Origin of the sequence: Aeromonas sp. S13(2024), from assembly GCF_041402405.1 — a bacterium.
Lineage (GTDB): Bacteria > Pseudomonadota > Gammaproteobacteria > Enterobacterales > Aeromonadaceae > Aeromonas > Aeromonas veronii.
Genome location: NZ_JBGLRA010000015.1, coordinates 1 through 24701, shown reverse-complemented (window position 1 = coordinate 24701; position 24701 = coordinate 1). Strand labels below are relative to the sequence as shown.

Here is a 24701-nt window from a genome sequence, read left to right as displayed (position 1 = left end):
GTTGGAATATTCGCGCTGCATCTGTCCACTCGATTCCGTTATCAGGAAGAAAGGGTACGGATCAGGTTGGAATAGTCCTCCTTGATGTCGTGACTCTCCTCCTTCAGCTGCTCGATCTTGCGGCAGGCATGAAGAACGGTAGTGTGGTCACGGCCACCAAAGGCATCACCTATCTCCGGCAAACTGTGGTTGGTCAGCTCCTTGGCCAGTGCCATCGCCAGCTGGCGCGGACGGGCAACGGAGCGGGAACGACGCTTGGAGAGCAGATCCGCCAGCTTGATCTTGTAGTACTCCGCCACCGTCTTCTGGATATTGTCGATGGTGACCAGCTTCTCCTGCAGTGCCAACAGGTCGCGCAGCGCTTCGCGCACGAAATCGATGTTGATGGCACGGCCGGTGAAGTTGGCGTTGGCGATCACCCGGTTGAGGGCGCCTTCCAGTTCACGGACGTTGGATCGCAGACGTTTGGCAATGAAGAAGGCCACTTCGTCCGGCAGATGGATCTGGTTCTCATCAGCTTTGCGCATCAGGATCGCGACGCGGGTCTCCAGCTCCGGCGGTTCGATCGCCACGGTCAGGCCCCAGCCGAAGCGGGACTTGAGGCGATCTTCGACACCGTTGATCTCCTTCGGATAGCGATCCGAGGTCAGGATGATCTGCTGGTTACCTTCCAGCAAGGCATTGAAGGTATGGAAGAACTCCTCCTGGGAGCGCTCCTTGTTGGCGAAGAACTGGATGTCATCGATGAGCAGGGCATCGACGCTGCGGTAGTAACGCTTGAACTCTTCAATGGCGTTGTTTTGCAGCGCTTTCACCATGTCCTGAACAAACCGCTCGGAGTGCATATAGATGACTTTGGCATCTTTTTTACTCTCCTTGATGGCATTGCCAACGGCGTGCAGCAGGTGGGTTTTACCCAGGCCGGTGCCGCCATAGAGGAACAGCGGGTTGTAAGCACCACCCGGATTGTCCGCTACCTGACGGGCAGCCGCACGCGCCAACTGGTTGGACTTACCCTCGACGAAATTCTCGAAGGTATAGTTCACGTTGGTGTTGCTCTTGTGGTTCGGCTCGGGCTTGGCTTCAGCCTTGCTTTCCCAGCTCTTCTGCAAGTTATTCACAGGCGCGGCACCCTGTACCGGCGCTCTGGCGACAGCAACAGGATGGGGACGATTGCCTATATCAAAACGCAGGGCGGGGCCGTCGACCCCGCAGAGTTCGTTGATGATGCCGTTAACCCGGATGAGATACTTGTCTCGTACCCAGTCCAGAACAAAGCGATTCGGTGCATACAGGGTCAGAGTATTGTCACTCAACTCCGCTTGAAGCGGCCGGATCCACATGCTGAATTCTGCCGAGGGCAACTCATCTTGCAGCCGGTTAAGGCACTGCTGCCATAGCGAAGCAGTCACTCTAAACTCCTGTCGATTGATTAACTAAAGACCGGCTATTCTACGTTTTTAGCCGCCGGATCTCCAGCCATCGCCCGGTGGATCCAGCAAATAAGATCCTTGACTTTCAAGGATCCAGCGCCTTTGGATCGGATTTCATCCCCAAAGTTACCCACAGCTTGATCCACCGTCCTGATTGGTCGATCCCGTGCTTCTCTCCTGTTATTTCATATAACCAAATGTCATTTATTATTTAAATTTTATTCCAATAACATCAGGGCCAAACCAGTTATTACAACTACAAATACAAGACATTGAGAGAGAGAAACACCATGAAAACATCCATCAAACTGATTTCCGGCGCAGCCATCCTGCTCACCACCCTGTCCGGTCAGGCCATCGCCCAGGAGACCATCAAGGTCGGCATGTCTGGCAAATATTTCCCGTTCACCTTCGTCAAGCAGGACAAGCTGCAGGGCTTTGAAGTGGATATGTGGAACCAGATCGGCGAGCGCACCGGCTACAAGGTCGAATTCGTGACCGCCAGCTTCTCCGGCCTGTTCGGCATGCTGGAAACCGGCCGCATCGACACCATCTCCAACCAGATCACCATCACCGACGAGCGCAAGGCGAAGTACGACTTCTCCCAGCCTTACGTCTATGACGGCGCCCAGATTGTGGTACGCAAGGGCAACAGTACCATTCACGGTATCAAGGATCTGGAAGGCAAGAAGGTGGCCGTGAACCTGGGTTCCAACTTCGAAGAGCTGCTGCGCAAGAACGACCCGAACAAGAAGATCGACATCCGCACCTATGACTCCGCCTTCGAGCAGGATGTCGCCCTGGGTCGCATCGATGCCTTCGTGATGGACCGCGTCTCCACCGCCCAGCTGATCAAAGAGTCCAAGCTGCCGCTGCAACAGGCTGGCGCACCGTTCGAGACTATCGAGAACGCCCTGCCCTTCCTGAAGACCCCGGAGAAACAGGCGCTGCTGAAGAAGGTCGACGAGGCCCTGACCGCAATGCGCAAGGATGGCTCCCTGCGTCAGATCTCCGAGAAATGGTTCGCTTCCGACATCACCGACAAATAAATGATGGAATTTGACCTCGAATACACGCTGGGGCTGTTTCCCATCCTGCTCAAATACCTGGGCACCACGATGGAGATGGCCCTGTGGGGATTCGTGCTGGCACTCGTACTCTCGCTGGCCCTGGCGATAGTACGGGTGTTTCGCGTCCCTGCGATTCACTGGCTGGCGATGCTCTATATCTCGTTCTTTCGGGGTACACCGCTACTCGTTCAGCTGTTCCTGCTCTACTACGGACTGCCGCAACTGTTCCCGATCTTCGTGGGAATGGATGCCTTTACCGCCGCCATCGTCGGTCTGACCCTGCACTTCGCCGCCTACATGGCCGAGTCGATCCGCGCAGCCATCCTCGGCATTCACAAAAGCCAGATGGAAGCGGCGCTCAGTATCGGCATGAGCCGTTATCAGGCGATGCAGCGGATCATCCTGCCGCAGGCGGCCCGTATCGCCACCCCGTCGCTGATGAACTACTTCATCGACATGATCAAGAGCACCTCGCTGGCGTTCACCCTGGGAGTGGCCGAGATAATGGGCAAGGCGCAAATGGAAGCCTCCTCCTCCTTCAAGTTCTTCGAGAGCTTTATGGCGGTGGCGCTGATCTACTGGGTGGTGGTGATCTTCTTTACCCGCTTGCAGCATCTGCTGGAAGTCCGTCTCAACCGTGCCTATTAAAGGAGGGCGTTCATGATCAAGCTAACCGGCCTCTCCAAGGCATATCACGGCAATCAGGTGCTCAACGGTATCGATCTGGAGGTCAAAAAGGGGGAAATTGTCGTCATCATCGGCCCCTCCGGCACCGGCAAGTCGACCCTGTTGCGCTGCCTGAACCTTCTGGAGACCCCGGATGCGGGCACCCTGGCCATCGACGATCTCGAGCTCAATCTGGCCAAGGCCAGTGAACAACAGGCGATCGAGCTGCGCAAGCGGGCCTCCTTCGTGTTCCAGAACTACGCCCTTTTTGCCAACAAAACAGCGCTCGACAACATCGCCGAAGGGCTGATCACCGTCTGGAAGCAGCCAAAAGCTGAGGCCCGCGCCACAGCGCTCGGCATCCTCAAGGACATTGGTCTTGCCGACAAGCAGGATGCCTATCCAGCCTCCCTCTCCGGCGGCCAGCAGCAGCGGGTCGGCATCGGTCGCGCCATGGCGGCCCACTCCAAGGTGATCCTGTTTGACGAGCCCACCTCGGCCCTCGATCCCGAGTGGGTCGACGAGGTTTTGGGACTGATGAAAGAGTTGGCCCGCCAGCACCAGACCATGGTGGTGGTGACCCATGAGATTGAATTTGCTCGTGATGTTGCCGATCGGGTGATCTTCATGGAAGGTGGGCGGATCGTCGAGCAGGGCCCGCCGGATCAGATATTGGTCGATCCCCAGGATCCCCGTACCCGGGAGTTCTTGCGGAAAGTCCTTAAATAGCTCTCTCTTTGGCGGCCTGGCCGCCTTTTTTATTGAGGGATCCCTTGTTTAACCCCGGGTTGCCAGTATAATCCGGAGCCCTTGATCCTCTGGATCCTCACGCTCGGCAGTGGCCTTTTCAAGACCATGGCAGGATGAGAGGGAACGGCGGATTGACTAAAAGCCGAACTCTGTTTAGAATTCGGCCTCTTTTGCTAGTCGTCACACGCTATAGCTGGCGCGTCGGCTAAGTGTGACAATCAAAACTGTACAGAAATACGGAATCGAATCATGAAACGTACTTTTCAACCGTCCAACCTGAAGCGCAAGCGCTCTCACGGTTTCCGCGCCCGCATGGCAACTGCCAACGGTCGTAAAGTTCTGGCCGCTCGTCGTGCCAAGGGTCGTGCCCGTCTGGTAGTTTAATGCCTACCCAGCACACCTTCTCTCGGGAGTTACGTCTGTTAACTCCCGAACACTTCAAACGCGTTTTCGCCGAGCCTGTCCGGGCTGCTTCCCCGCAAATTACGCTTCTCGCCTGCCCCAATTCACTCGAACACTCTCGTCTTGGTCTCGCTGTGCCCAAAAAAGCACTCAAGCGTGCCGTCTGGCGTAACCGTGTCAAACGGGTGGTCCGGGAAAGTTTCCGCCTCAAACAACATCAGCTGCCCGCTATCGACATCGTGGTGATCGCCAAAGCCGGTGTGAAAGAGATGGATAACGAGGAACTGTTCAAGTTACTGGAAAAGCTATGGCGCACTCTGTCACGCCGTTGCAATGGGTAGCTATCAAACTGATACGCCTGTATCAGCTAATCATTAGCCCTCTGCTCGGGCCGCGCTGCCGTTTTACTCCAACTTGTTCCCAATTTGCGATAGAAGCCATCCGACTTCACGGTTTCATAAAAGGCGTTTGGTTAGCTAGCAAACGTCTATTAAAATGCCATCCCTTATCCGAGGGTGGTTATGACCCGGTTCCGCAACCAAAGCGAAGAAACTGAAGACTATGGAATCACAACGCAATCTACTCCTGATCGGTTTGCTGTTCGTGAGCTTTCTGCTCTGGCAACAGTGGGAGTCCGACAAGGCTCCGAAGCCGGCCCCGACTACCGTGGCCCAAACCGAACATTTCGTACCTGAAGCCGGTCAGACCGGTGATATTCCTCAGGTTTCCGAGCAAGCCAACGCGACTGCCGCACGCAAGCTGATCACCGTCTCCTCTGACGTGCTCAAGCTGACCCTGGATACCCAGGGTGGTGACGTCGTGTCTGCCGAACTGCTGTCTCACAAACTGGAAGAGGGCAAGGACCAACCGTTCGTGCTGCTGACCAGCAAGCCTGAGCACCTCTATATCGCCCAGAGCGGTCTGGTGGGTCGCAACGGTCCGGACAGCCAGGCGGAAGGTCGTCCTACCTATGAAGCCGCCCAGACCAGCTATCAGCTGGCCGATGGTCAGGATCAAGTCGTCGTTCCGATGACCTGGACCGACAGCAAGGGCGTGGTCTTCACCAAGGAGTTCATCCTCAAGCGTGGCGACTATGCCGTTGGCGTTGATTACAAGATCGACAACAAATCTGCCGAGCCGGTTCAGGTGCAGTTCTATGGTCAGCTGAAGCAGACCGTAGCAACGCCGAAGGATCAGGAAGGTCATGCCATGGTAGCCAGCGCTTACCGTGGTGGTGCCTTCTCCACTGAAGATACCCGCTACAAGAAGTACACCTTCGACGAGATGAAGGATGCCGACCTGAACAAGACCACCAAGGGTGGTTGGGTCGCCATGCTGCAACACTACTTCGTCTCTGCCTGGGCTCCGAATGCCGACGATGCCAACAGCTTCTACAGCCGTGTGATCCCGGGTAAAGGCCAGGCCATCATCGGTTACAAGGCGCCGCTGGTTGACGTGGCTGCCGGCCAACAGGCTGAAGTGACCAGCAAGCTGTGGGTCGGTCCCAAGCTGCAAGACCAGATGGCCAAGGTGGCTAACCACCTCGACCTGACCGTCGACTACGGCTGGCTGTGGTTCATCGCCCAACCGCTGCACTGGCTGCTGACCGTGTTCCACGGTTTCGTCCAGAACTGGGGTCTGGCCATCATCATGCTGACCCTGCTGGTACGCGGCATCATGTTCCCGCTGACCAAGGCCCAGTACACCTCCATGGCCAAGATGCGCATGCTGCAACCCAAGATTGCGGCCCTGCGTGAGCGCTTCGGCGATGACCGCCAGAAGATGTCTCAGGGCATGATGGAGCTGTACAAGAAGGAGAAGGTCAACCCGCTGGGTGGCTGCCTGCCGATCCTGGTTCAGATGCCGATCTTCATCGCCCTCTACTGGGCACTGATGGAGTCCGTCGAACTGCGTCACGCGCCGTTTGCCCTGTGGATCACTGACCTGTCAGTGAAGGACCCCTTCTTCGTGCTGCCAATCCTCATGGGTGCCTCCATGTGGTATCTGCAGAAGATGAGCCCGACCACCGTAACCGACCCGATGCAGCAGAAAGTGATGCAGTTCATGCCGATCATCTTCACTTTCATGTTCCTCTGGTTCCCGGCTGGCCTGACTCTCTACTGGCTGGTGAGCAACGTCATCTCCATCATCCAGCAGACCATCATCTATCGTCAGCTGGAGAAGAAAGGACTGCATTCACGCAGCTAATCTTCCCGTGATGACAAAAGAGGCGGCCTTCGGGCCGCCTTTTTTATTACAATGTCTCCCACGACGTTTTCCTATCAGCGAACAAACGAGCCAAGCAAGATGACAACAGATACGATCGTGGCCCAGGCCACCGCGCCAGGCCGTGGTGGCGTCGGCATAGTCCGGGTCTCCGGCCCCGCCGCCGAACAGGTCGCCGAGATAGTGCTCGGCAAGCTCCCTCGGGTGCGCTACGCCGAATATCTGCCGTTCAAGGATGAGCAAGGCCAGGTACTGGATCAGGGCATAGCCCTGCTGTTCAAAGCCCCCAACAGCTTCACCGGCGAGGATGTGCTGGAGCTGCAGGGCCACGGCGGCCCCGTCATCATGGACATGCTGATCCGCCGCATTCTGAAAATCGACGGCATCCGCCCTGCCCGCCCCGGCGAGTTCAGCGAGCGCGCCTTCATCAACGACAAGCTGGATCTGGCCCAGGCCGAAGCTATCGCTGACCTTATTGAAGCCTCCAGCGAACAGGCCGCCCGCAGCGCCATGCACTCCCTGCAGGGGCAGTTCTCCAGCAAAATCCAGCAACTGGTGGAGAGCCTAATCCGGCTGCGCATCTATGTGGAAGCGGCCATCGACTTCCCGGACGAGGAGATCGACTTCCTCTCCGACGGCAAGGTGGCGGGCGACCTCTACAGCATCATGTCCGAGCTGGACGACGTGCGCGGGGAAGCCAAACAGGGCGCCCTGCTGCGGGAAGGGATGAAGGTGGTTATCGCCGGTCGTCCCAACGCCGGCAAATCGAGCCTGCTAAATGCCCTGGCTGGGCGCGAGTCAGCCATCGTCACCGAGATTGCCGGTACCACCCGCGATGTGCTGCGCGAGCATATCCATCTCGATGGCATGCCGCTGCACATCATCGACACCGCCGGTCTGCGCGACACTCAGGACAAGGTGGAGCAGATCGGTATCGAACGCGCCTGGGCCGAGATTGAACAGGCCGATCGGGTGCTGTTTATGGTGGATGGCACCACCACAGATGCGGTTGACCCGCGGGAGATCTGGCCGGAATTTGTTGATCGGTTGCCAAAAAACATCGGCCTCACCGTCATTCGCAACAAGGCCGATCTGACAGGCGAGGATCTGGCACCGAGCCAGGAGCAGGGCCACGCCGTCTACCGCATCTCCGCCAAAACCGAGCTGGGGCTGCCCGCCCTGCGCGAGCACCTGAAAGCCTGCATGGGTTTCCAGGGCAACACCGAAGGGGGCTTTATGGCTCGCCGCCGCCATCTGGATGCGCTGGAGCGCGCCGCCGAGCGCCTGCTGGTGGCCAAAGAGCAGTTGGAAGTGTTCGTGGCTGGCGAGCTGGTGGCCGAAGAGCTGCGCCTGGCGCAGGAGTCCCTCTCCGAGATCACCGGCGAATTCAGCTCCGACGATCTGCTGGGCCGCATCTTCTCCAGCTTCTGCATCGGCAAGTAATGTGGTGAAAAATCAGCAATAAAAAGCAGCCAGTGAGAACATAAGGCATTGTAAATATTGGACTTTGTTTTTTACTGGCTATTCTTGCCTGATCTTGTTTCGTGAGAATTTACCCCGAGAGTACCCCAAAGTAACCTCTTGGGGTACTTTTGGGGGACACTTATGAAGATCAGCATCGAATACCGCGCACCGGACGCCGAAGGCAAGCGCGCTCTGCGCTTAACCTACTACGCCGGCTCCTACCTTGACCAAACCACGGGCATCCGCAAGCACAAACGCAGCAGAGAGACCCTGGATCTCTTCCTGTACGACAAGCCGCGTACCCCAGCACAGCGGCTCCACAACAAAGAAACCCAGCGAGCAGCCGAAGCCATCCGCGCCAAGCGACTCTTAGAGTACGAGACTGGTAAACACCATCTGGATTTCTCGAACGCCTACAAGGCCAGCTTCTTCGAGTACTTCCAAGATGTTACAGACCAAAAAGCGGCAGGTAGCAAGAGCAACCACTCCATCTGGATATCAGCCCTCAAGCATTTACGCCAGTACCATAAGCTGCCGGAACTGACTTTCGAGGAAGTAGATCAGCTGTTCCTCGAGGGGTTTCGGCATTACCTGATGCACAAGGCCCGCACCAAAAGCGGCACACCACTGAGCCGCAACACCCAAAGTGCCTATTTCAACAAGTTAAGGGCGGCCCTGAACCAGGCTGAGCAGGAACGGCTGCTACCGGATAATCCGGTACGACGTGTCAAAGCTATCCAGGGTGAGAAGAACAAACGGGTTTACCTGACCGAAGACGAGGTACGAGCCCTGGCCCAGGCCGAGTGCCGCTATGACGTTCTTAAGCGCGCCTTTCTGTTCTCTTGTTGCACTGGCTTGCGCTGGTCCGACATTCACAAGCTGACCTGGGCAGAGCTGGAGCCCTTCTATGGCCATTACCGTATCGTATTCACCCAGAAAAAGACCAGCGGCCTGCAATACCTGGATTTGAATGACATGGCGATGCAGCTGATGGGGCGCCCAGGCAAGGCAACAGAGCGGATCTTCAAGGGCCTCAAGTACTCGGCTTGGCACAACATGGAGCTCACCCGGTGGGCGTTGCAGGCGGGTATAACCAAGAAGGTAACCTTCCACAGCGCGCGTCATACCTTCGCCGTCATCCAGCTTAACCGCGGCGTCGATATCTATGCCCTTTCCCGCTTGCTGGGGCACAGTGAGCTGAGAACCACCGAGATCTACGCCGACATTCTTGAATCGCGGCGCCGAGATGCCATGCTCGATTTCCCCAATGTCTTGGGGTGATAGAAGCACCCTCGACAAGATCATGGCCAGGAAGAGCCAACAAATAGGCCAGCGCAACCATGCGCTGGCCTAGATTATCTTAGATAATATAGATCGGATTTCAGGATCGCCCTGCAGCCCAAGCGGTAACTGGGTTTCACTGAATTGGCTTGTGACCGTTATCGTGAACTTTGTGACCACTTTCGTGATAGTTTGTGACCGTTATCGTGATAGTGCAGGCCGGCCGATGGTAAACCGCCCCTTGGCATGTTCACTGATTGACCAACCCAGTTCAGCCAGTTCATACAGTGCCTTGCGAACTCGCGATTGCCGCTTTCGGTTGGTGGCCGCGCTGGACTTATCAGGAAAAGCGTAAGAGACCAGTTTATCTAAACCTACTGGCTTGCTGCGGCCACAATCAATCCAGGCACAAAGCCGCTGATGCAATATCCGGGCAGTGCTACTACGCAGTTGCCGTACCTCAGCCAGATCGATATAGGTATATCGGCCATTACCCAATATGGCATTGGTCAGCAATGGATTAAGCGCCACAAAGAGCCTATCGGTCAGGGGATCGCTGGCATAGTTCGCCAGCAGACGAAAACCACTACGCAAGCCTGCTACCTGTGCTATTACCGACACCTTCCACAACCGCTCGACAGTGCGACGCACCGTATTGGTGTCACGAGGGTTTGCGTAACCAATCTCCTTGGCCAGTTTGCGCAAGCTGCTTTTGACTACCAAGACATCCTGCTGGTTGGCAATCCCACGCAGCTGAAGTAGGTCTCGTAATATCTCTCCGGTTTCACCACTCGCAATAGTCCCAATCTTGCCACTTTCTGATTCAAGCCCAGCTAGGGCAACCAACCCTTGAAGTACGCGCAAATCGTCAGCCCCCAAGGGTTCTGGCCCAGAAAACTCAATCTGATTACCGTTATCCAAACGGTAAATCACCTCCAGCTTGTCACGGCGGCGTTGGCCATTCGAGATCGCCCTAAACAACCCGGGAGCAAGGCAGTGCATATGGTCGTGCCGGGCATGAGTCAATTCAAAGCAAGGCACGTTTGCCCCCAGCCCAGTGTATTTCGTCAAAACCAGCGGGGTACAGCACGCCACCTTCCTTCCGCTCCAGCCAGCGCTCCGGTAGTGGCGGCCCATAATTGCTTTTGCTTACCCCAAACCGCACGTAAAGCTGGCTCTTCTCTGCCGATACGCCCAGCTTCTGCGCCTCTTTCTTGGTCATAGTGGCGAGATAGGCCTGCCAGCGAACGTTGTCCACCAGTACCGACGAACCACGGCTTGCCTGCTGCAGATCGCCAGCTTCTTGGAATACCGCAGATTTACTGGTGTGGTGTACAAACAACACAGCGCATCCCTTCAGCATGGCCAGCCGTTCCAGCTGACCCAGCACCAGTGTCATAGCACAGGCTGCATTCTCATCAGCATCGTGAAAGCGTCTCAGTGTATCGATAACCACCAACCTGACCCCCTCAGCCCAAATGGCAATCGCTTCCCACCAATGGCTATCCAGCACATTCGGGCTGGCACCCTGAAGCGATATCAAACGAAGGTATCGTTCAACGTTGGCACGAAGTTCAGCATCAAGACCTCTGCCCAAGGCAAACAAGCGCTGGTGCAGTACAGGCCAAGGGTCCTCGGCAGGCAGGTAGAGCACAGCTCCCCTGCCCAGATTGCCAAGCCCAATCCAATCCGGCCCACCGGATATCTGCATTGCCAGTTGTAATGCCAACATCGATTTGCCCACCCCTCCCGGTGACACCAAAGCACCAACGCAGCCAACAGGCAGCCCCGGGAGGACAAAATCGAGGGGTTTTGGAGGCTCAACAAAAGCCGACCGGAGATCCTGGGGGCAGAGAGATGTAATCAGATCCTGTGTCATACCCACCTCACAACCGCCCATGGCTAGCTTGCCGCACACGCTTGGTTACATGCTCAGTGAGTTCGGCGTCCGGTGAAATGCGGTGGGAGAGCAGCCAGTCCAGCAGCTCAACGCGCTTGAAGTAGATCTTTTTGCCTTGTGGCTTGTAATGCGGCAGACGCTTTTCACTGGTCAGCCGGTACACATAGCAGACAGAAACCCCCAGCAACTCAGCGCACTCCTCGGCAGAAAGCACCTCTTTTTGCGCCTGTCCTTGCTGGATTACCAACTGCTTAAGCTCATAAAGCTCTTTCAGGATTGCCCCATTCGGATCACTGAAAACTGACGAATTTTGTTCGCGCATGCAGATTGTCTCCTAGTTACAAACATCAGCATGCAAGAGCGTACCGGGGACCTAACGAAATCCAGACCGCTGTAAGTGCCCGTTTTGGGCACTTACAGCGTTTTCTGGAAAATTTTCGGATGTGAAATTTAAGATGGAAACAGGAAGGGGGGGGGGGCAAATGACACTTTGGCGAGAGACCGCCAGTAAAGTCATCAGGCTCCACTAGGTTGGCTATCCCAAGCCAACCACAGGATCAACGATGGCTCATCTCTTCGATCCAACGGCCAACGCCATCAGGATCGGCAAGCAGCTGAGCGAGCGGCAGATGGTTGGAGCACAAGGCGAGCTGGCCGCACTCCTCACTTTGCTTCCAATTCGGTTGATGAAGGGGCCAAGGCACCGGGCGCCACAGCTCATCGAAATGCTTGTCGCTATCTTCCAGACAACGGAACAGACTCACTTCAACAATGGCTTGGCCATCAAGTTGCAGAGGGTCTGGCTGGCCTTTTACCCCTGCCCGCAGCACTGAGGTATGGCGAAAATCGCTATCAATGTAAAGGCGGAAAGCCAGAGTGATATCGTTCTTTTCGGCAGTATCGCCACCCCAATCACGGTAACAATGGGTAGAAGCAAACAGTGGCAGATAGTCCCATGCCCAGCTGCTGGAAGGGCGGGTTCCTGAGCGGCAGGGGCGGCTATTTTCGCTGGGCTCCCAATACCAGAACTCGGCGTCAAGCGCCTGACTGGCGATCTGATCGAATAGTGGGAGGATACGCTGATAAAAACCGGCTGCGAGTCGGTGGGCTTGTTGCAGTTGGGTCACCAGCTGGGTGGTCTGTTCAAGATCGTGTTGCATGGCGGCATCCTTAGCCAAAGTCAGTGATTCAAAAAAGAGAAATCGGGGCGAGAGAGGTGCAATGTCCCGGCATAGTCGAGCAGAGCAGCCCAACCAGTAGGTTCAGCCGGTGGGGGAGTTTCCCGCTCAGACATCACCCCGCAATCCAGGTCCAGCTGCCCTGCGTAGGCAAACAACGGCGCCCATTCAGGCACCACCGGGGCCATGCCAAACAGCTCAAACGCCTGCAGCCACTCATCGCGGATGGCGCGATCCTGACGGCAGGATTCAAACTCGGAGGCAGTTTGCAGATAGCGGCGCAGTGGCTCCCATTCACGCAAGGTCATCTGGACAAAGCGTTCGGGCAGCTCTGGGCGAATCAGCGGGGCGACAGGGATATTGCCAAGCGCAACGTAATAGAGCCGGTCTTCATAGTCATCAAACTCGGCTTCGCTGACCACAGCCTTGACCTGGGCCAGCCACTGCTCCCGATACTGGTCGCCACCGAACGGGGGCTTCACCTCGATAACCACCAGCGCGTCGTCAAAGTGGAGCAGCACATCGGGCTCAACATAACGGCGATCCTGCAGCGATGCCAGTTTTGGCCACAGCTCCAGCCGTTGAAAGGTGGCCGGGTCTAGCGGATTGTCACCGAGTAGAAAGCGCAGCACGGCACCCAGAGCACCGTCCGAGAGGTGGGGTAGACGGCCAAAGAAAGTAGCAGTTAGCAGATCTTCGCTGCCTTTGAACAGGTCGCGCCAGCGCAGGGATTCCCCTTCCCGCTCGATCCGGCCAGCCTTGCCATGCAAAATGGCATGTAACATCGAAACTCCTTGTAATGTTGATATTTCAAGCAGGCTCTCACGTAACTGAAGAGCCTTCGAGATCCTGCGACAATACCCACTCGACTACCACCCTATCCGTCACAAAATGGGGTAAAAATGTTTGACTGAAAGAGGGCGTCTCTTTAAGGTTGCCCGCAACATGACCCCGGCCGCTTGGTTGCGTTGCAACTTACGCCGGGGTTGTTGTTTGACGGTTTTTGGCCTGCCAGCGTGGTTTGCTTATCGACGATATCACGGCCAGCCCACCATCGGATGGATGGCCCGTTAAACCTCAATATCCCCTCACATTGCTAGAGCTTTTCAATCTGGTAGCCCAACTGTGTCATCCCCTGCAGCAACTGTTCGGTATCAGTTCCCCACTGGTTGGAGATGGCGATCAGCTCACCCGATGGCAGCTCAATCAGGTTGCCCTCGCCTACATGCCAGCGATTAAGGTTTTTTTCCGGGATCTGGTCAACCGGCGTTACCTTTCTGGCCAGATCAAGTTGCGCCAGATAGGCAGTGATCCCGGCCAGATCGGCAAGTTGCCGGTCTTTTATCCAATGGCTGAGTACCGCCAAGGCAAAATGGCGTTTGTTGTAAACCCCGCCGTTAAAGCGGTACTTGCTGTAGTCTCTGGTACCTTGCTGGCTGGCCCGTTGCTCGGCACGCTTTTCTCGAAACTGGATCTGATAGGACTCCGCCTCTTCTAACGGGATGATCTGCGCAGCATTAATCAGCACCTCTCCCTGATAGCGGAACGGGGTCAGCCGCACACAGCGAATATCGATGCCCTTGTCCCGCAGCCACAACACAGAGGTGGTCAGCTCTTTGCCAAAGTCAGCCGACGCCAGCACAATGCGCACCTCGTTGCCGAAATCATCGAGCTGGTTTTCGTCCAGATCGACAAACTCCAGCAAGGTGTTGCGGGCATCGATTTGTAGCCCTTCTTGCTCGATATAGGCCGCAAAGTATTCACAGGCTTTATCAAAGGTCATATTGGCGATCATGGCGGCATAGCGCAGGGCCTGAAGCTCCATATGGGCGCCTACTTCATCACGTTTTAGCTCGATCACCACCAGATTGGCATTACGGTCGATGGCCAACAGATCGATACGGCGGCGGCTATCTTCCCAGTCGGAAAACTCATCGGCAATCACCAGGCAATCGGGGGCGATGGCAGCGATATTGCGCTTTAACGCCTCCTGCAGATCCTGGCGCTCTTGCAGCCCTTCGGCAGCGAAAGTGGTTTGGGTTAACGGGGTCAGCTGTTGATTGGCGATATGAAAGAGGGTCATGGTAAATCGATCTGTTATAGGGTTTGGGGAGAGAGAAATTGATGGCGTAAAGCAGGATGCAGGGCGCCATTGCGGACGCCCTGCCAACATTCAGGCAAGGGCTCCTTCCACCAGCGACTCGGCCAGGGCAAGCTGGGTCTGCTGGCTGGTTTGCAGGCGGGATTTAAGTCGATCGCAGATAGTCATCAGTCCATTCACTTTATCGATAATTTTTAGTTCTTCAGATCTAGGTGGAAGTGCAACAACTAGATTTTGAATCTGTCTCCTAGAGACATTCTTCATAGAACTACTTGTTCCACCAGCGACCTTTGCATAGTAAGTTCTAGAAAACACACTGTTGTTAACCATGTTAACGAAATGAGGCTCTACTAATTTTGAAAATTTAAATCTAATAAGCTTATCACTCATCATCAGATGAATCGGCGCATCATGAGGAACAATAACAGCTCTCGCAACTAACTCCGCTGTATTTGCACGGGAAATGAGAAAGTCACCAGGTTTCACTTCATACTCAGGTCTAGGCTCAAGAGATTCTGGCAGCTCTTTATTCTCTTCCGGTTTAAATATCCCCCATGTAACCGCACTAACTTTTAATACACCCCATTTGTTGCATTCTCGGGATGTTGGTTCACATTGTGGGCTCCAACCTGCCTCTGAAGATAATGCTAAGTCATTTAGTCGGCACCACGCCCATCCTTGTGGTAGCTCAAATGGCTTTTCGTTTTCACTAATCGCAGGCAGCGGTTTCTCTTTTTTGATTTTCTTCTCTTTGACCAACTGCGCCTTTTTGGCAGCAATACGTTCCAGCAGCACGGAGGCAGGTTCATCGCTCGGGTCTTGCGGTACCAGCTTGCCCATTACCGCCAGTTGCAGGATGGTCTGCTTCAGGGCGTCGATACTGGCCTCGGTGGTAAAGAGGGTATCGAAGTGAGTGCTTAGCCGCGCCCAGTTTTGTGCCAGTTCATCGGCGTCGGTGCTGTCGGTCAGGGTCGCCAGCAGGGCTTCCACCAGCGTCTGGTGCGCCGCCAGCTGCGACTCGCTGCGCTGCTCCAGCTGGTCGCAGAGGGCCATTAGCTCAGCCACTTTGGCAACAATCCTCTTTTGCTCAGCGAGAGGAGGAATGCCAAGAACAATTGCATTCATCTTCGCTTGATTCATTTTTGGTTGGGCAGTACCAGTAATATACGGTAACAATGACATCGCGTTGATATGCAAGCAAACATATTTTAAAAGGTCTTCATTAAGTCCATCCAAAACATGCGCATGATTATTTACCCAGTATTTCCCCCTGGCGATAAATGCAATTGGAGATGACCTATTAATTAGATTGGCACCATCCTCACCAATCAATAGAAGTGGTTTATCAAACAAGTAGCCATCTATTTTATCGATGACTCCTGATGCGCCATAATAATCATAACCACCTTTCCTTTTTTCCCTCTCAGAAACAGCTAGAGGGATACGTTCGAAATCTCGGTTAATTAAAACATTTCCAAACCGTTCGAAGACCCAACCATCAGGCTTGCTATGGGGCAGCTCAGTATCGCTAATGACAGGATATTGTTTCTCACTTTTAATTTTTCCCTCTCTAATCAGCTGCGCCTTTTCGGCAGCAATCCGTTCCAGCAGCACGGAAGCGGGTTCATCGCTCGGGTCTTGCGGCACCAGTTTGCCGCGCACGGCCAGCTCCAGGATCAGCTCACGCAGCTTTTTGATACCGGTGAGTTCCAGCTTGCTGCTCGTTCCGCGTCCGGCACTGCTTTTCGGGCGCACCGCCGCAGTCCAGAGATCCAGATGGTCGGTAATCAGATTCTCGATCGCCATTATGCCTGCCCCCCTTGCTTGACCGCGTCCTTACTCAAGGCTTCACCCAGAATGGCTTTTAGCTGGTCACGCAGGGTCTGGATCTCGGCCTGCTCTGTGGCATAGCGCGCCAGCAGCTCGTCGGGGTCATGGCTTATCTGCTCGCCGACATGGGGGTTTTTGATATCGAGGTTAAAGTTGCGCTCAATAATGGTGTCGATACTGACCTTCCAGGCTTGTTCGTTCTCAACCCGGGCAGCAAAGCCGTCCGCCTCATCGCCCCACCAGGCAATCTCGGCTTCAAACTCCTCGAACTTCATCGGCTTGGTCTTGCTGTAGCTCTTCACCCCAGCCGGATAGGGGTGCTCGTAGAACCAGACATCCTTGGTCGGCTGGCCCTTGGTGAAGAAGAGGATATTGGTCTTGATGCCGGTATAGGGGGCAAACACGCCGTTGGGCAGCCGCACTATGGTGTGCAGGTTGCACTCAGCAGTGAGCAGTTGCTTTATCTTGGTTTTGACCCCTTCGCCAAACAGAGTGCCATCGGGCAGCACCACGGCAGCGCGACCACCCTTTTTCAGAACTTCAATGATCAGTTGCAGGAACAGGTCGGCGGTTTCTCGGGTGCGCAGATCGGCAGGGAAGTTCTGCTCGATACCATCCTCTTCGGTGCCACCAAAGGGCGGGTTGCTGAGGATCACATCGATATCGCTATCCCAGCTCGCCAGCGGCTTGTCGAGGGTGTTGCCGTGGCGGATCTGCACCGGCACCTCGATGCCGTGAAGCAGCATATTGGTGGTGCAAAGGAGGTGCGGCAGCTGTTTCTTCTCGACCCCCAGGATCTGCTGTTGCAGGGTCTGATGGTCGGCTGAGGTCTCGACATAGTGCTCTTTGACATGATCGAAGGCGCAGGCGAGAAAGCCGCCGGTGCCGCAGGCCGGGTCCATGATCCGCTCGCCAAGCTTGGGGTCGATGCGGTTCACCATAAAGCGGGTGACGGCGCGGGGGGTGTAGAACTCGCCAGAATTACCGGCACTTTGCAGGTCGCGCAGGATCTGTTCGTAGATATCACCAAACAGGTGGCGCTCGCTGCTGTCGGTAAAGTCGATCTCGTTGAGCTTGTTGATCACCTGCTTGAGCAGGGTGCCGTTCTTCATGTAATTGAAGGCATCGCTGAATGCCTCTTTTACCACGTAGCCACGGGGGTTGTATTCGATGTTGGCAGGCTGGTTTTTCAGGCTGTCGAACAGATCGTTGTTAACGAAATCGAGCAGAGCATCGCCGGTCAGCCCTTCGCTATCGGCCGCCCAGTTGCGCCACAGGAAGCGCTCGGGGATGGGGCAGCGGTAGTTATCCTGCTCAAACTCCAACTCCTCTTCCTGGGCGTCGAACACTTTCAAAAACAGCAGCCAGGATAGCTGGCCGAGGCGCTGGGCATCGCCGTCGATACCGGCGTCCTTGCGCATGATGTCCTGAATGGATTTGATGACTGAGCTGATGGATGACATGGGATTCTCTGCTTTTTACAAAAATGGTGACGAATACAGGGGCGAATACGTCAGGAGTATCGATAAAACAAGCGGCCATCATTGGAATGGCCGCATGGTAGTTCAGAAGCAGTCAGGTCGTCAGGCGCTCTGCTGCTCACGGTAAATTTCTTGTTCCAGTTCGGTGATGGCTTGCTCGAACTGTTTGGGGCCACCAAAACCCTTCTTGGCCAACTCCAGCGGGCGCCCCAACTCGGTAAAGGGGGCGACTTTTAGCGCATCCTTGGTCTCAATCTCGGTCACCCCCTGATCGGCATACTTGTCGAGCAGGCGGGTTAATACCTGCTGGGCGGTGTCGTTGTACTTGGTGAAGTAGTTGCGCTTTTTGACGTTGTTGGCCCGCTCGCGGCGGGTCAGTGGCGGCTGATCGTATACCACATGGCAGATAAGGTCGAACGGGTCGAGCTCCTTGCCCACTTCCTGCTCCAACACCTCCCACAGCACGCCCGCCTGAGCCAATTCATCCATAATGGCTTGCTTGCGTTCGGCGGCTTGCCAGCGTTTGGTGAACGCATCGAGGGTGGCAAACTCTTTGAGCAGGGTCTTTTTGGTGTAGTCCTTGAAGGATTCGGTCACCAACTTGCCATCGGCATCGTAATACTGCACCCGCTCGGCGATGACGCTGACCGCCACGCCGTTGACATAATACTTGCTGACCCCGGGCTCGGGGCCACCCAGCGGGCCTGCGCTCTGCCCCCCTGCGCCGCACTCAGTGCCACACTGGCCACCATCACTACCGGTTGTGTAGCTGCCGGGTTGTTCATCGACTCCGGGAGCAAACGGATCGTCATTGTCGCCGGGTTCATCGGTTGGCAGCAGATCGGCATCGCCGATGATATCGCCCAAGCCTTCATCCGGATTGTTGATGTCTGCCGATTTGATCACCATGACGCGCTCCGGCTCACCGTCGAAACGGGGATCGGCAAACAGCTCGGTGGCCTTCTTGAAGTCGAGAATGGTGAACCAGAGCTTGCCGTACTTGTCGTCGATACGGGTGCCACGGCCGATGATCTGTTTGAACTTGGTCATGGACTGGATGTTTTGGTCCAGCACCACCAACTTGCAGGTTTTGGCATCGACGCCGGTGGTCATCAGCTCGGAGGTAGTAGCGATGACCGGATAGGGCTTTTTCGGCTCAATGAAGTTCTCAAGCTGTCCCTTACCCAACTCATCATCGCCGGTGATTTTCATCACATAGCGCTCATCCTTGGCCATCTGTTCCGGGTTGAGGTTGACCAACGCCCGTCGCATCCGGTCGGCATGATCGATGTCGTTGCAGAACACGATGGTCTTGGCCATCGGGTCGGTTTTCTTGAGGTAGTTGGTGATGGTTTCGGCCACCAGCTGGGTACGCTCATCGATCACCAGAGTGCGGTCAAAATCCTTCTGGTTATAGATACGGTCTTCAATCAGGTTGCCCTGTTTGTCGATCTGCCCTTTGGTGGGACGCCACCCCTGCAGATCGACATCGATATCGACCCGCACCACCTTGTAGGGGGCAAGAAAACCATCTTCGATCCCCTCTTTGAGGGAGTAGGTATAAACAGGGTCACCGAAATAATCGGTGCTGGAGACGGTTGCGGTCTCTTTGGGCGTGGCAGTGAGACCAATCTGGGTGGCCGATGAGAAGTATTCGAGGATCTCGCGCCAGGCGCTGTCTTCGGCGGCGCTGCCCCGATGGCACTCATCCACCACGATCAGGTCGAAGAAACCGGGTGAGACCTGCTTGAAGGCTTTCTGTGACTCTTCTGGTCCGGTGAGCGCCTGATAGAGGGCAAGGTGGATCTCATAGGCAGGATCGACAGTACGCCCGGTGACCTTGGCCATGGCCGAGCCAAAAGGCTGAAAATCATTACGCTTGGTTTGTTCCACCAGCGCATTCCGATCGGCCAAAAACAGGATGCGCTTCTTGGCGCCCGCCTTCCACAAACGCCAAATGATCTGGAATGCGGTGTAGGTCTTGCCGGTGCCGGTGGCCATCACCAGCAATACCCGATCCTCGCCTTTCGATATGGCTTCTACGGTCTTGTTGATGGCCTGCAGCTGGTAATAGCGGGGAGATTTGCCGCTGCCATCCGAGTAATAGTCCTGACTGATGACCGGCAGCTGTGCCTGGGTGTAGCCCTTCCAGGTGCAGAGTTTGTCCCAAAGCTGGCCGGGGCTGGGGAAGTCCTCCAGCGCGATCTCGGATTCCAGCTTGGCCGGATTGGTCTTGTCATGAAATACAAAACCATCGCCGTTGCTGGCAAATACGAACGGCACATCCAGCAGACGGGCATAATCGAGCCCCTGCTGCATCCCCTTGCCAATCTCATGCTTGTTGGCTTTGGCCTCGATCACCGCCAGTGGCAAGCCCATCTTGTGATAGAGCACGATATCGGCCGATTTGACCTTCTTGCGTGCCGCCATCTGGCCGCGCACCACCACCTTGCCATCCCGCAGCTTCACCTCTTGGCGAACCTGAGTCAGGTCATCCCACCCCGCAGCCTTGATAGCAGGCAGCAGGTATTTCGAGATGATGTCGGCTTCGGTGAGGGTTGCTTTGTTGATCTCGGCCATGAGCACTCTTCCGGTCAGGGGACAATATTGCTCAAGATTCTCTCATAAATTCAGCCGGGTATTATTGATTTCAGACTCATAAAGCAAAATGGGTGCAGCTCTTGATGGCATGCCTTCGGGTCAAGGAAACGTCTGGCAATGGCGTAACTAGGTCGTAGTGAATGATTGTTGAAGGGCATCGCTTGAGTTAGTCCCATAGCAAGTCAGCCGGTTTGGCTCTCGCTGAATGCAGAGGCCAAGATTCCAGATAGATAGGAATCTGCCCCCATCAATTCCAGCACACCGGGTTTTCCAACTCACCTCAGACAGAGTGGCCAACATTCCAGAGCGAAAAACAGCACGAACATTCCAGATAGATGGGAAGGCCCCTATCAATATTCCAGGTGCTCGTTCTGAAGCGACATTCCACTATCTGGAATATCCGCACCAATATTCCAGATAGATAGTTATGTGGAAAGGAATTGGACAGGGATTGGCCGGGGATAAGGGCGCTGATTCCACTGGTCAATAAGCCACTGGATTCGAGTACTCCAACTTTGTCACGAACGAACAAAGTCAACATTTTCAATAAGTTGATTGAATACCAAGACCTTCAGTGCCATGCTGAAATCATGTTCATTGGTGGAGTAACACGATGGATGCGTTCAGTTGGGGAATGGTAGGCTTGCTGGCCTTCTTCACGCTTGTCTTCGTGTGGAGTCTGTATAGCTACAAGGCGCATGCAAAAGAGAGACACCATGAAACCGATCGCTGATATCGCCCTCATGGCGGTGGTTGCGCTGGGCTTGATGGCACTTGGCGACACGGTGTTTGCATGGCTGCTGATCTGCCTGCCACCGGTTTACTGGTGCTGGCCAATACTGGCCTGGGCCACCAGGCGCCCCATCACGGCCAGGTTGCAGTTAATGGCTCTTGCTGCACTCACCTGCTGGCACTGGCCCGCCGGGCTGTTCACTGCGCTGAGCATCGCACTCATCTGGACAGCGAAAACCCTCAAGACAACCCCACGCCCACAGCGCAAGGGTGGGCCGGTCATCAAAAATTACTACTTCTGGAGCTAACTGCGTGTCTCCTTGGCCACACTGGCGATAAGGTACCTTGAGCAACCAAGCATCTCCTGAATCACGGAATAACTGTGGCCTGTCACCAACAGCCTAGCGATGTGCTGACGCTTCTTCTCATCCTTCTGCCTACCACGGTATTTCCCTTCATCCCTGGCCTTGGCAATACCCTGCTGCTGCCTGCGACGGCGATCTTCATAGTCTTTACGAGCGACGGCTGCGAGCATATCCAACAGCATGCCATTTACAGCCTGCAAGATGGCGCTGGTGAACTCGGAGCGGCTGTCCCCCTGTAATGCCACCCAGGAAGTCGGAAGCTCAGGAGAAACGATGGAGAGCTGTTTCTGTGCCAAAAGCTGCTTCAGTGTTTGCCAATCCGTCTGATTGAGGCGAGCCAGACGATCAATCTGCTCTACCAGCACAATGTCACGATCTGCAGCGTCGCGGATCAGCCTCATAAGCTCAGGCCTGTCCAGCGTCGCCCCCGACTCATTCTCTACATAGAAACTGGCAATCTGATGGCCATGCTCAGCAGCAAAACCAATCAGCAGCTCTCGTGCCCGCTCAGCATCCTGTTCCATAGTCGATGCACGTAAATACGCCCGTATGAACATTGAAACCCCTATCAGTCTGTTTAAAGTGGTTCCTAATTATTGGTTCAATATAAGTGGTTTCAATATGATTTTCGAGAGGGTATTAAGTGGTTTTAATGGGGTATACCTTTTTAGAACCACCACATGACGATCGAAACACAACCTTTCGATAGCCTTTTGATCTGACAGCACAAACTTTAAGTGTGATCCGTCATCACAAAGTCGCTTTTGAGTTGTATTTGAGTATTTAAGCGACGTTGCTCACCATTCCTGATCTGCTGAATGGGATGCCAAAGGAGGAAATCTACAGAAGCTGGGCTTTGAGGTGAGTCATCTTTTCGACTCACTGAACAAGCCAGCAGCCAAGCGTAGCGCGGCAGTTCTTTACCCCATGGCTTGGTAATCTCCCCGTCTGCTGTTCTCTTACCCGCTATAGGGGATAAATGTTAGATACCGCCTACAGCGTGTAAGTTACATTTACCCCCTATAACAGGTAAATATTGATATACCTGCCATAGCGTGTAAATTGGAAGAAGGCACGCTACCAGGTTGTCGAATCATGAAAGTAACCAGCGCCAAGCAGCTGAGCGCCTGTATCAAGGATGCCAGGCTTTCTCAAAAGCTCTCTCAAGGCAAAGTGGCCGAGAAAGTGGGGATTAGGCAAGACACAGTCTCCAGCTTCGAGCTCAATCCTGAGTCCACCAAGCTGGAAACCCTGTTCAAGATCCTCGCAGCACTCGAATTGTCAGTGGATATCAAACCCCGCAATGAGTCATCCGAGAGTCCGGCATCGGGCTGGAAGGAGGAGTGGTAATGGCCAATCTGGCTGTCTACATGAACGGCTATCGGGTAGGCACATTCACCAAAACTACCAGCGGCGCCCATCAGTTTCAGTACCATGAGTCATGGCTAGCACAACCGGGCAGCCGTCCGATCTCACTCTCCATGCCATTGCGCCATCAGGCCTACCGGGGCGATGAAGCCTATAACTTCTTCGACAACCTGCTGCCAGATAATACGGAGGTGAGAAACAGGGTTGTAGCACGCTATCAAGCGGCATCAACCCAGCCCTTCGATCTGCTCCGTTGCATTGGCCAGGATAGCGTAGGGGCATTACAGCTGGTTACCGAAGGGCACGATGTTCCAGATGTCAGGCGAATCGACTACAAGGCACTTTCCGATGACGAGCTCGAGCAGATCCTGACCAGCTACAAATCAGGAATCCCTTTGGGGATGGTCAGGGAGCAAGAGGAGTTCCGGATCTCTATCGCCGGGGCGCAAGAAAAGACTGCGCTGCTCTATATCGATGGCCGTTGGTACTTGCCACTCAAAGCAACGCCGACAACCCACATTATCAAACTCCCTATCGGCAAGATTGAAAGCCACTCCTACTCGATAGACCTCTCCCAGAGCGTAGAAAACGAATATCTCTGCACTCTGATTGCCAAGGAGTTTGGTCTACCCGTACCTCACTGCTTCATGATGCAGGTTGGCCAGGTCAAAGCACTGGCTGTGGAACGCTTCGACAGACGTTACGCTGCCGATCGCAGTTGGATAATGCGCCTTCCCCAAGAAGATTTCTGTCAGGTATTGAATGTTCCGTCAGCACGGAAATACGAGAGCCATGGAGGACCAGGGATCACTGACATCATGAAAACCTTGCTGGGCTCTGCGACACCAGAACAGGATCGCTACCTGTTCATGAAATCTCAGGTCCTGTTCTGGCTGCTGGCAGCCACCGATGGCCATGCAAAGAACTTCTCGGTCTTTATTGAACCGGAAGGGCGTTTTCGCCTGACCCCTTTTTACGACATCCTATCTGTCTATCCAGTGTTTGGCGGCCGAGGCCTCAACCGAAGGGACGCCAAGCTCGCTATGGGCCTAGCAAGCAGCAAGGGAAAGAAGTACTCCATTGAGCAGATATTCCCGCGTCATTTCTTCCAAACGGCAAAAACTGTGGGATTTGAGCGTTCTGCTATGGAAGAGATCCTGACAGAACTGGCCAACTCTGTTGATGATGTTATTGAGCGCGTTACCCAGCAATTGCCAGCAGACTTCCCCGATACCATCAGCAGCACCATTCTAGAGGGCCTAAAAGCCCGCTCAGCCAGGCTGATAAAGGGTTGGGATTAAATTGGCGGTATGTGGGATGACTGCACGGTTAGCCAAACTACCTATGGGAAACTTGCACGGTTCGAAGAGTAAAGCGGCTTTCCAGGCACCGGACGATGCTATAGTCGGTTCAAAATATGTTCAAAACTCACTTAAAAGGCGGCTTTGACTGCGTGTGGTGGCATCGCGTTGATTCATATGGGAAGGCTGCACGATCGAGAATGGACTATGTGGGAACGCTGCACGATGGCAGAAACCCGTGAGCGGCCTCTCAATATGCTGTTTTAGTTACTTTTACCCCAAGTGGCCCCCGAAAAGTCACTAACATATTGAAGATAATAAATTATTTACATTCTGCATCGGCAAGTAACTCTCCGCACAGCAGGCAATAAAAAGCCCGGGTTCATCCCGGGCTTTTTATTGTGCGTTTGTCCCGTCCTGAATATGGTTTACACCTTTCCCCCCAATAAATGGAGAACCCGATGGGACAAGGTGTGAAACGGACACAGCGCGATTACTCGCTGACTTTTAAACTGGCACTGGTCGAGCAGATTGAAAAAGGCGAGCTCACCT

23 protein-coding genes are annotated in these 24701 nt (G+C 54.8%); 12 read left to right on the top strand and 11 right to left on the bottom strand.

What is annotated here, in order from left to right; all coding sequences use genetic code 11:
- Positions 1-41 precede the first annotated feature (41 nt).
- On the bottom strand, positions 42-1412 hold the full coding sequence (dnaA, locus tag ACB042_RS17065) for a chromosomal replication initiator protein DnaA (protein ID WP_005339307.1): 1371 nt from the start codon (positions 1410-1412) through the stop codon (positions 42-44).
- A gap of 311 nt (positions 1413-1723) precedes the next feature.
- On the opposite strand from dnaA, the gene ACB042_RS17060 reads away from it, so the two are divergent.
- The 9 genes from ACB042_RS17060 (at position 1724) to ACB042_RS17020 (ending at position 9292) form a co-directional block, all read left to right on the top strand.
- On the top strand, positions 1724-2482 hold the full coding sequence (locus ACB042_RS17060; protein WP_144716038.1) for an amino acid ABC transporter substrate-binding protein: 759 nt from the start codon (positions 1724-1726) through the stop codon (positions 2480-2482).
- Positions 2483-3151, top strand: coding sequence for an amino acid ABC transporter permease (locus ACB042_RS17055; RefSeq protein ID WP_019445518.1), 669 nt, complete (start codon positions 2483-2485; stop codon positions 3149-3151).
- A 12-nt stretch (positions 3152-3163) separates the two neighbouring features.
- The gene (locus ACB042_RS17050) at positions 3164-3898 is read left to right on the top strand and encodes an amino acid ABC transporter ATP-binding protein (RefSeq protein WP_139495528.1); all 735 of its coding nucleotides are present in this window, start codon (positions 3164-3166) and stop codon (positions 3896-3898) included.
- A gap of 270 nt (positions 3899-4168) precedes the next feature.
- Positions 4169-4303, top strand: a complete 135-nt coding sequence (rpmH, locus tag ACB042_RS17045; RefSeq protein ID WP_005307156.1) for a 50S ribosomal protein L34 — start codon at positions 4169-4171, stop codon at positions 4301-4303.
- Positions 4303-4662, top strand: coding sequence for a ribonuclease P protein component (gene rnpA, locus ACB042_RS17040; protein WP_005339313.1), 360 nt, complete (start codon positions 4303-4305; stop codon positions 4660-4662). Before rpmH ends, rnpA begins: the two co-directional genes overlap by 1 nt.
- Positions 4629-4877: a membrane protein insertion efficiency factor YidD gene (yidD, locus tag ACB042_RS17035; RefSeq protein ID WP_010672280.1), complete on the top strand. Its 249-nt coding sequence runs from the start codon at positions 4629-4631 to the stop codon at positions 4875-4877. The genes rnpA and yidD overlap by 34 nt, the downstream gene beginning before the upstream one ends.
- 5 nt (positions 4878-4882) lie before the next feature.
- Entirely contained in the window at positions 4883-6529 is a 1647-nt protein-coding gene (yidC, locus tag ACB042_RS17030; RefSeq protein ID WP_019445517.1) for a membrane protein insertase YidC, read from the top strand.
- A 99-nt stretch (positions 6530-6628) separates the two neighbouring features.
- A complete protein-coding gene (gene mnmE / locus ACB042_RS17025) occupies positions 6629-7990 on the top strand; it encodes a tRNA uridine-5-carboxymethylaminomethyl(34) synthesis GTPase MnmE (protein WP_371178783.1) in 1362 nt (453 codons plus the stop codon).
- A gap of 162 nt (positions 7991-8152) precedes the next feature.
- Complete coding sequence (locus ACB042_RS17020; RefSeq protein WP_371178782.1) at positions 8153-9292, top strand: site-specific integrase; 1140 nt, start codon at positions 8153-8155, stop codon at positions 9290-9292.
- A 201-nt stretch (positions 9293-9493) separates the two neighbouring features.
- On the opposite strand, the gene repC is transcribed toward ACB042_RS17020, so the two are convergent.
- The 9 genes from repC to hsdR form a co-directional block, all read right to left on the bottom strand.
- Positions 9494-10294, bottom strand: a complete 801-nt coding sequence (gene repC, locus ACB042_RS17015; protein WP_058056544.1) for a replication protein C, IncQ-type — start codon at positions 10292-10294, stop codon at positions 9494-9496.
- Between the two features lie 25 nt (positions 10295-10319).
- Positions 10320-11171, bottom strand: coding sequence for a helicase RepA family protein (locus ACB042_RS17010; RefSeq protein ID WP_081043454.1), 852 nt, complete (start codon positions 11169-11171; stop codon positions 10320-10322).
- Positions 11172-11178: 7 nt separating this feature from the next.
- On the bottom strand, positions 11179-11514 hold the full coding sequence (locus ACB042_RS17005) for a helix-turn-helix domain-containing protein (protein ID WP_015848536.1): 336 nt from the start codon (positions 11512-11514) through the stop codon (positions 11179-11181).
- Positions 11515-11749: 235 nt separating this feature from the next.
- Positions 11750-12352 (bottom strand): hypothetical protein, encoded by a 603-nt coding sequence (locus tag ACB042_RS17000; RefSeq protein ID WP_216952716.1) that lies wholly within the window; start codon positions 12350-12352, stop codon positions 11750-11752.
- Between the two features lie 20 nt (positions 12353-12372).
- A complete protein-coding gene (locus ACB042_RS16995) occupies positions 12373-13155 on the bottom strand; it encodes a hypothetical protein (RefSeq protein ID WP_201959061.1) in 783 nt (260 codons plus the stop codon).
- A 311-nt stretch (positions 13156-13466) separates the two neighbouring features.
- On the bottom strand, positions 13467-14453 hold the full coding sequence (locus ACB042_RS16990) for a hypothetical protein (RefSeq protein ID WP_371178781.1): 987 nt from the start codon (positions 14451-14453) through the stop codon (positions 13467-13469).
- A 90-nt stretch (positions 14454-14543) separates the two neighbouring features.
- Positions 14544-16277 (bottom strand): restriction endonuclease subunit S, encoded by a 1734-nt coding sequence (locus tag ACB042_RS16985; protein ID WP_371178780.1) that lies wholly within the window; start codon positions 16275-16277, stop codon positions 14544-14546.
- Positions 16277-17764: an N-6 DNA methylase gene (locus ACB042_RS16980; protein WP_167557196.1), complete on the bottom strand. Its 1488-nt coding sequence runs from the start codon at positions 17762-17764 to the stop codon at positions 16277-16279. Before ACB042_RS16980 ends, ACB042_RS16985 begins: the two co-directional genes overlap by 1 nt.
- A 120-nt stretch (positions 17765-17884) precedes the next feature.
- The gene (hsdR, locus tag ACB042_RS16975; RefSeq protein ID WP_371178779.1) at positions 17885-20362 is read right to left on the bottom strand and encodes an EcoAI/FtnUII family type I restriction enzme subunit R; all 2478 of its coding nucleotides are present in this window, start codon (positions 20360-20362) and stop codon (positions 17885-17887) included.
- A 737-nt stretch (positions 20363-21099) separates the two neighbouring features.
- Between hsdR and ACB042_RS16970 the strand changes: the two genes are divergently transcribed.
- Complete coding sequence (locus tag ACB042_RS16970; protein ID WP_101778626.1) at positions 21100-21423, top strand: hypothetical protein; 324 nt, start codon at positions 21100-21102, stop codon at positions 21421-21423.
- Here the strand turns inward: ACB042_RS16970 and ACB042_RS16965 are convergent.
- Positions 21420-22037 carry a recombinase family protein gene (locus tag ACB042_RS16965; protein ID WP_216956805.1) on the bottom strand — a complete coding sequence of 206 codons (618 nt, stop codon included), beginning with the start codon at positions 22035-22037 and terminating at the stop codon, positions 21420-21422. The two genes, ACB042_RS16970 and ACB042_RS16965, sit on opposite strands and share 4 nt — an antisense overlap.
- Positions 22038-22575: 538 nt before the next feature.
- Between ACB042_RS16965 and ACB042_RS16960 the strand changes: the two genes are divergently transcribed.
- The gene (locus ACB042_RS16960; RefSeq protein ID WP_017410478.1) at positions 22576-22830 is read left to right on the top strand and encodes a helix-turn-helix domain-containing protein; all 255 of its coding nucleotides are present in this window, start codon (positions 22576-22578) and stop codon (positions 22828-22830) included.
- Positions 22830-24149: a type II toxin-antitoxin system HipA family toxin gene (locus ACB042_RS16955; protein WP_371178778.1), complete on the top strand. Its 1320-nt coding sequence runs from the start codon at positions 22830-22832 to the stop codon at positions 24147-24149. The genes ACB042_RS16960 and ACB042_RS16955 overlap by 1 nt, the downstream gene beginning before the upstream one ends.
- Positions 24150-24701: the final 552 nt, after the last annotated feature.

What these genes read in the sequence shown, in the direction of transcription:
- ACB042_RS17060 (WP_144716038.1), top strand. Translation starts at nt 1,724, where the DNA reads ATGAAAACATCCATCAAACTGATTTCCGGCGCAGCCATCCTGCTCACC.
- ACB042_RS17055 (WP_019445518.1), top strand. Translation starts at nt 2,483, where the DNA reads ATGATGGAATTTGACCTCGAATACACGCTGGGGCTGTTTCCCATCCTG.
- ACB042_RS17050 (WP_139495528.1), top strand. Translation starts at nt 3,164, where the DNA reads ATGATCAAGCTAACCGGCCTCTCCAAGGCATATCACGGCAATCAGGTG.
- rpmH (WP_005307156.1), top strand. Translation starts at nt 4,169, where the DNA reads ATGAAACGTACTTTTCAACCGTCCAACCTGAAGCGCAAGCGCTCTCAC.
- rnpA (WP_005339313.1), top strand. Translation starts at nt 4,303, where the DNA reads ATGCCTACCCAGCACACCTTCTCTCGGGAGTTACGTCTGTTAACTCCC.
- yidD (WP_010672280.1), top strand. Translation starts at nt 4,629, where the DNA reads ATGGCGCACTCTGTCACGCCGTTGCAATGGGTAGCTATCAAACTGATA.
- yidC (WP_019445517.1), top strand. Translation starts at nt 4,883, where the DNA reads ATGGAATCACAACGCAATCTACTCCTGATCGGTTTGCTGTTCGTGAGC.
- mnmE (WP_371178783.1), top strand. Translation starts at nt 6,629, where the DNA reads ATGACAACAGATACGATCGTGGCCCAGGCCACCGCGCCAGGCCGTGGT.
- ACB042_RS17020 (WP_371178782.1), top strand. Translation starts at nt 8,153, where the DNA reads ATGAAGATCAGCATCGAATACCGCGCACCGGACGCCGAAGGCAAGCGC.
- repC (WP_058056544.1), bottom strand. Translation starts at nt 10,294, where the DNA reads ATGCACTGCCTTGCTCCCGGGTTGTTTAGGGCGATCTCGAATGGCCAA.
- ACB042_RS17010 (WP_081043454.1), bottom strand. Translation starts at nt 11,171, where the DNA reads ATGACACAGGATCTGATTACATCTCTCTGCCCCCAGGATCTCCGGTCG.
- ACB042_RS17005 (WP_015848536.1), bottom strand. Translation starts at nt 11,514, where the DNA reads ATGCGCGAACAAAATTCGTCAGTTTTCAGTGATCCGAATGGGGCAATC.
- ACB042_RS17000 (WP_216952716.1), bottom strand. Translation starts at nt 12,352, where the DNA reads ATGCAACACGATCTTGAACAGACCACCCAGCTGGTGACCCAACTGCAA.
- ACB042_RS16995 (WP_201959061.1), bottom strand. Translation starts at nt 13,155, where the DNA reads ATGTTACATGCCATTTTGCATGGCAAGGCTGGCCGGATCGAGCGGGAA.
- ACB042_RS16990 (WP_371178781.1), bottom strand. Translation starts at nt 14,453, where the DNA reads ATGACCCTCTTTCATATCGCCAATCAACAGCTGACCCCGTTAACCCAA.
- ACB042_RS16985 (WP_371178780.1), bottom strand. Translation starts at nt 16,277, where the DNA reads ATGGCGATCGAGAATCTGATTACCGACCATCTGGATCTCTGGACTGCG.
- ACB042_RS16980 (WP_167557196.1), bottom strand. Translation starts at nt 17,764, where the DNA reads ATGTCATCCATCAGCTCAGTCATCAAATCCATTCAGGACATCATGCGC.
- hsdR (WP_371178779.1), bottom strand. Translation starts at nt 20,362, where the DNA reads ATGGCCGAGATCAACAAAGCAACCCTCACCGAAGCCGACATCATCTCG.
- ACB042_RS16970 (WP_101778626.1), top strand. Translation starts at nt 21,100, where the DNA reads ATGAAACCGATCGCTGATATCGCCCTCATGGCGGTGGTTGCGCTGGGC.
- ACB042_RS16965 (WP_216956805.1), bottom strand. Translation starts at nt 22,037, where the DNA reads ATGTTCATACGGGCGTATTTACGTGCATCGACTATGGAACAGGATGCT.
- ACB042_RS16960 (WP_017410478.1), top strand. Translation starts at nt 22,576, where the DNA reads ATGAAAGTAACCAGCGCCAAGCAGCTGAGCGCCTGTATCAAGGATGCC.
- ACB042_RS16955 (WP_371178778.1), top strand. Translation starts at nt 22,830, where the DNA reads ATGGCCAATCTGGCTGTCTACATGAACGGCTATCGGGTAGGCACATTC.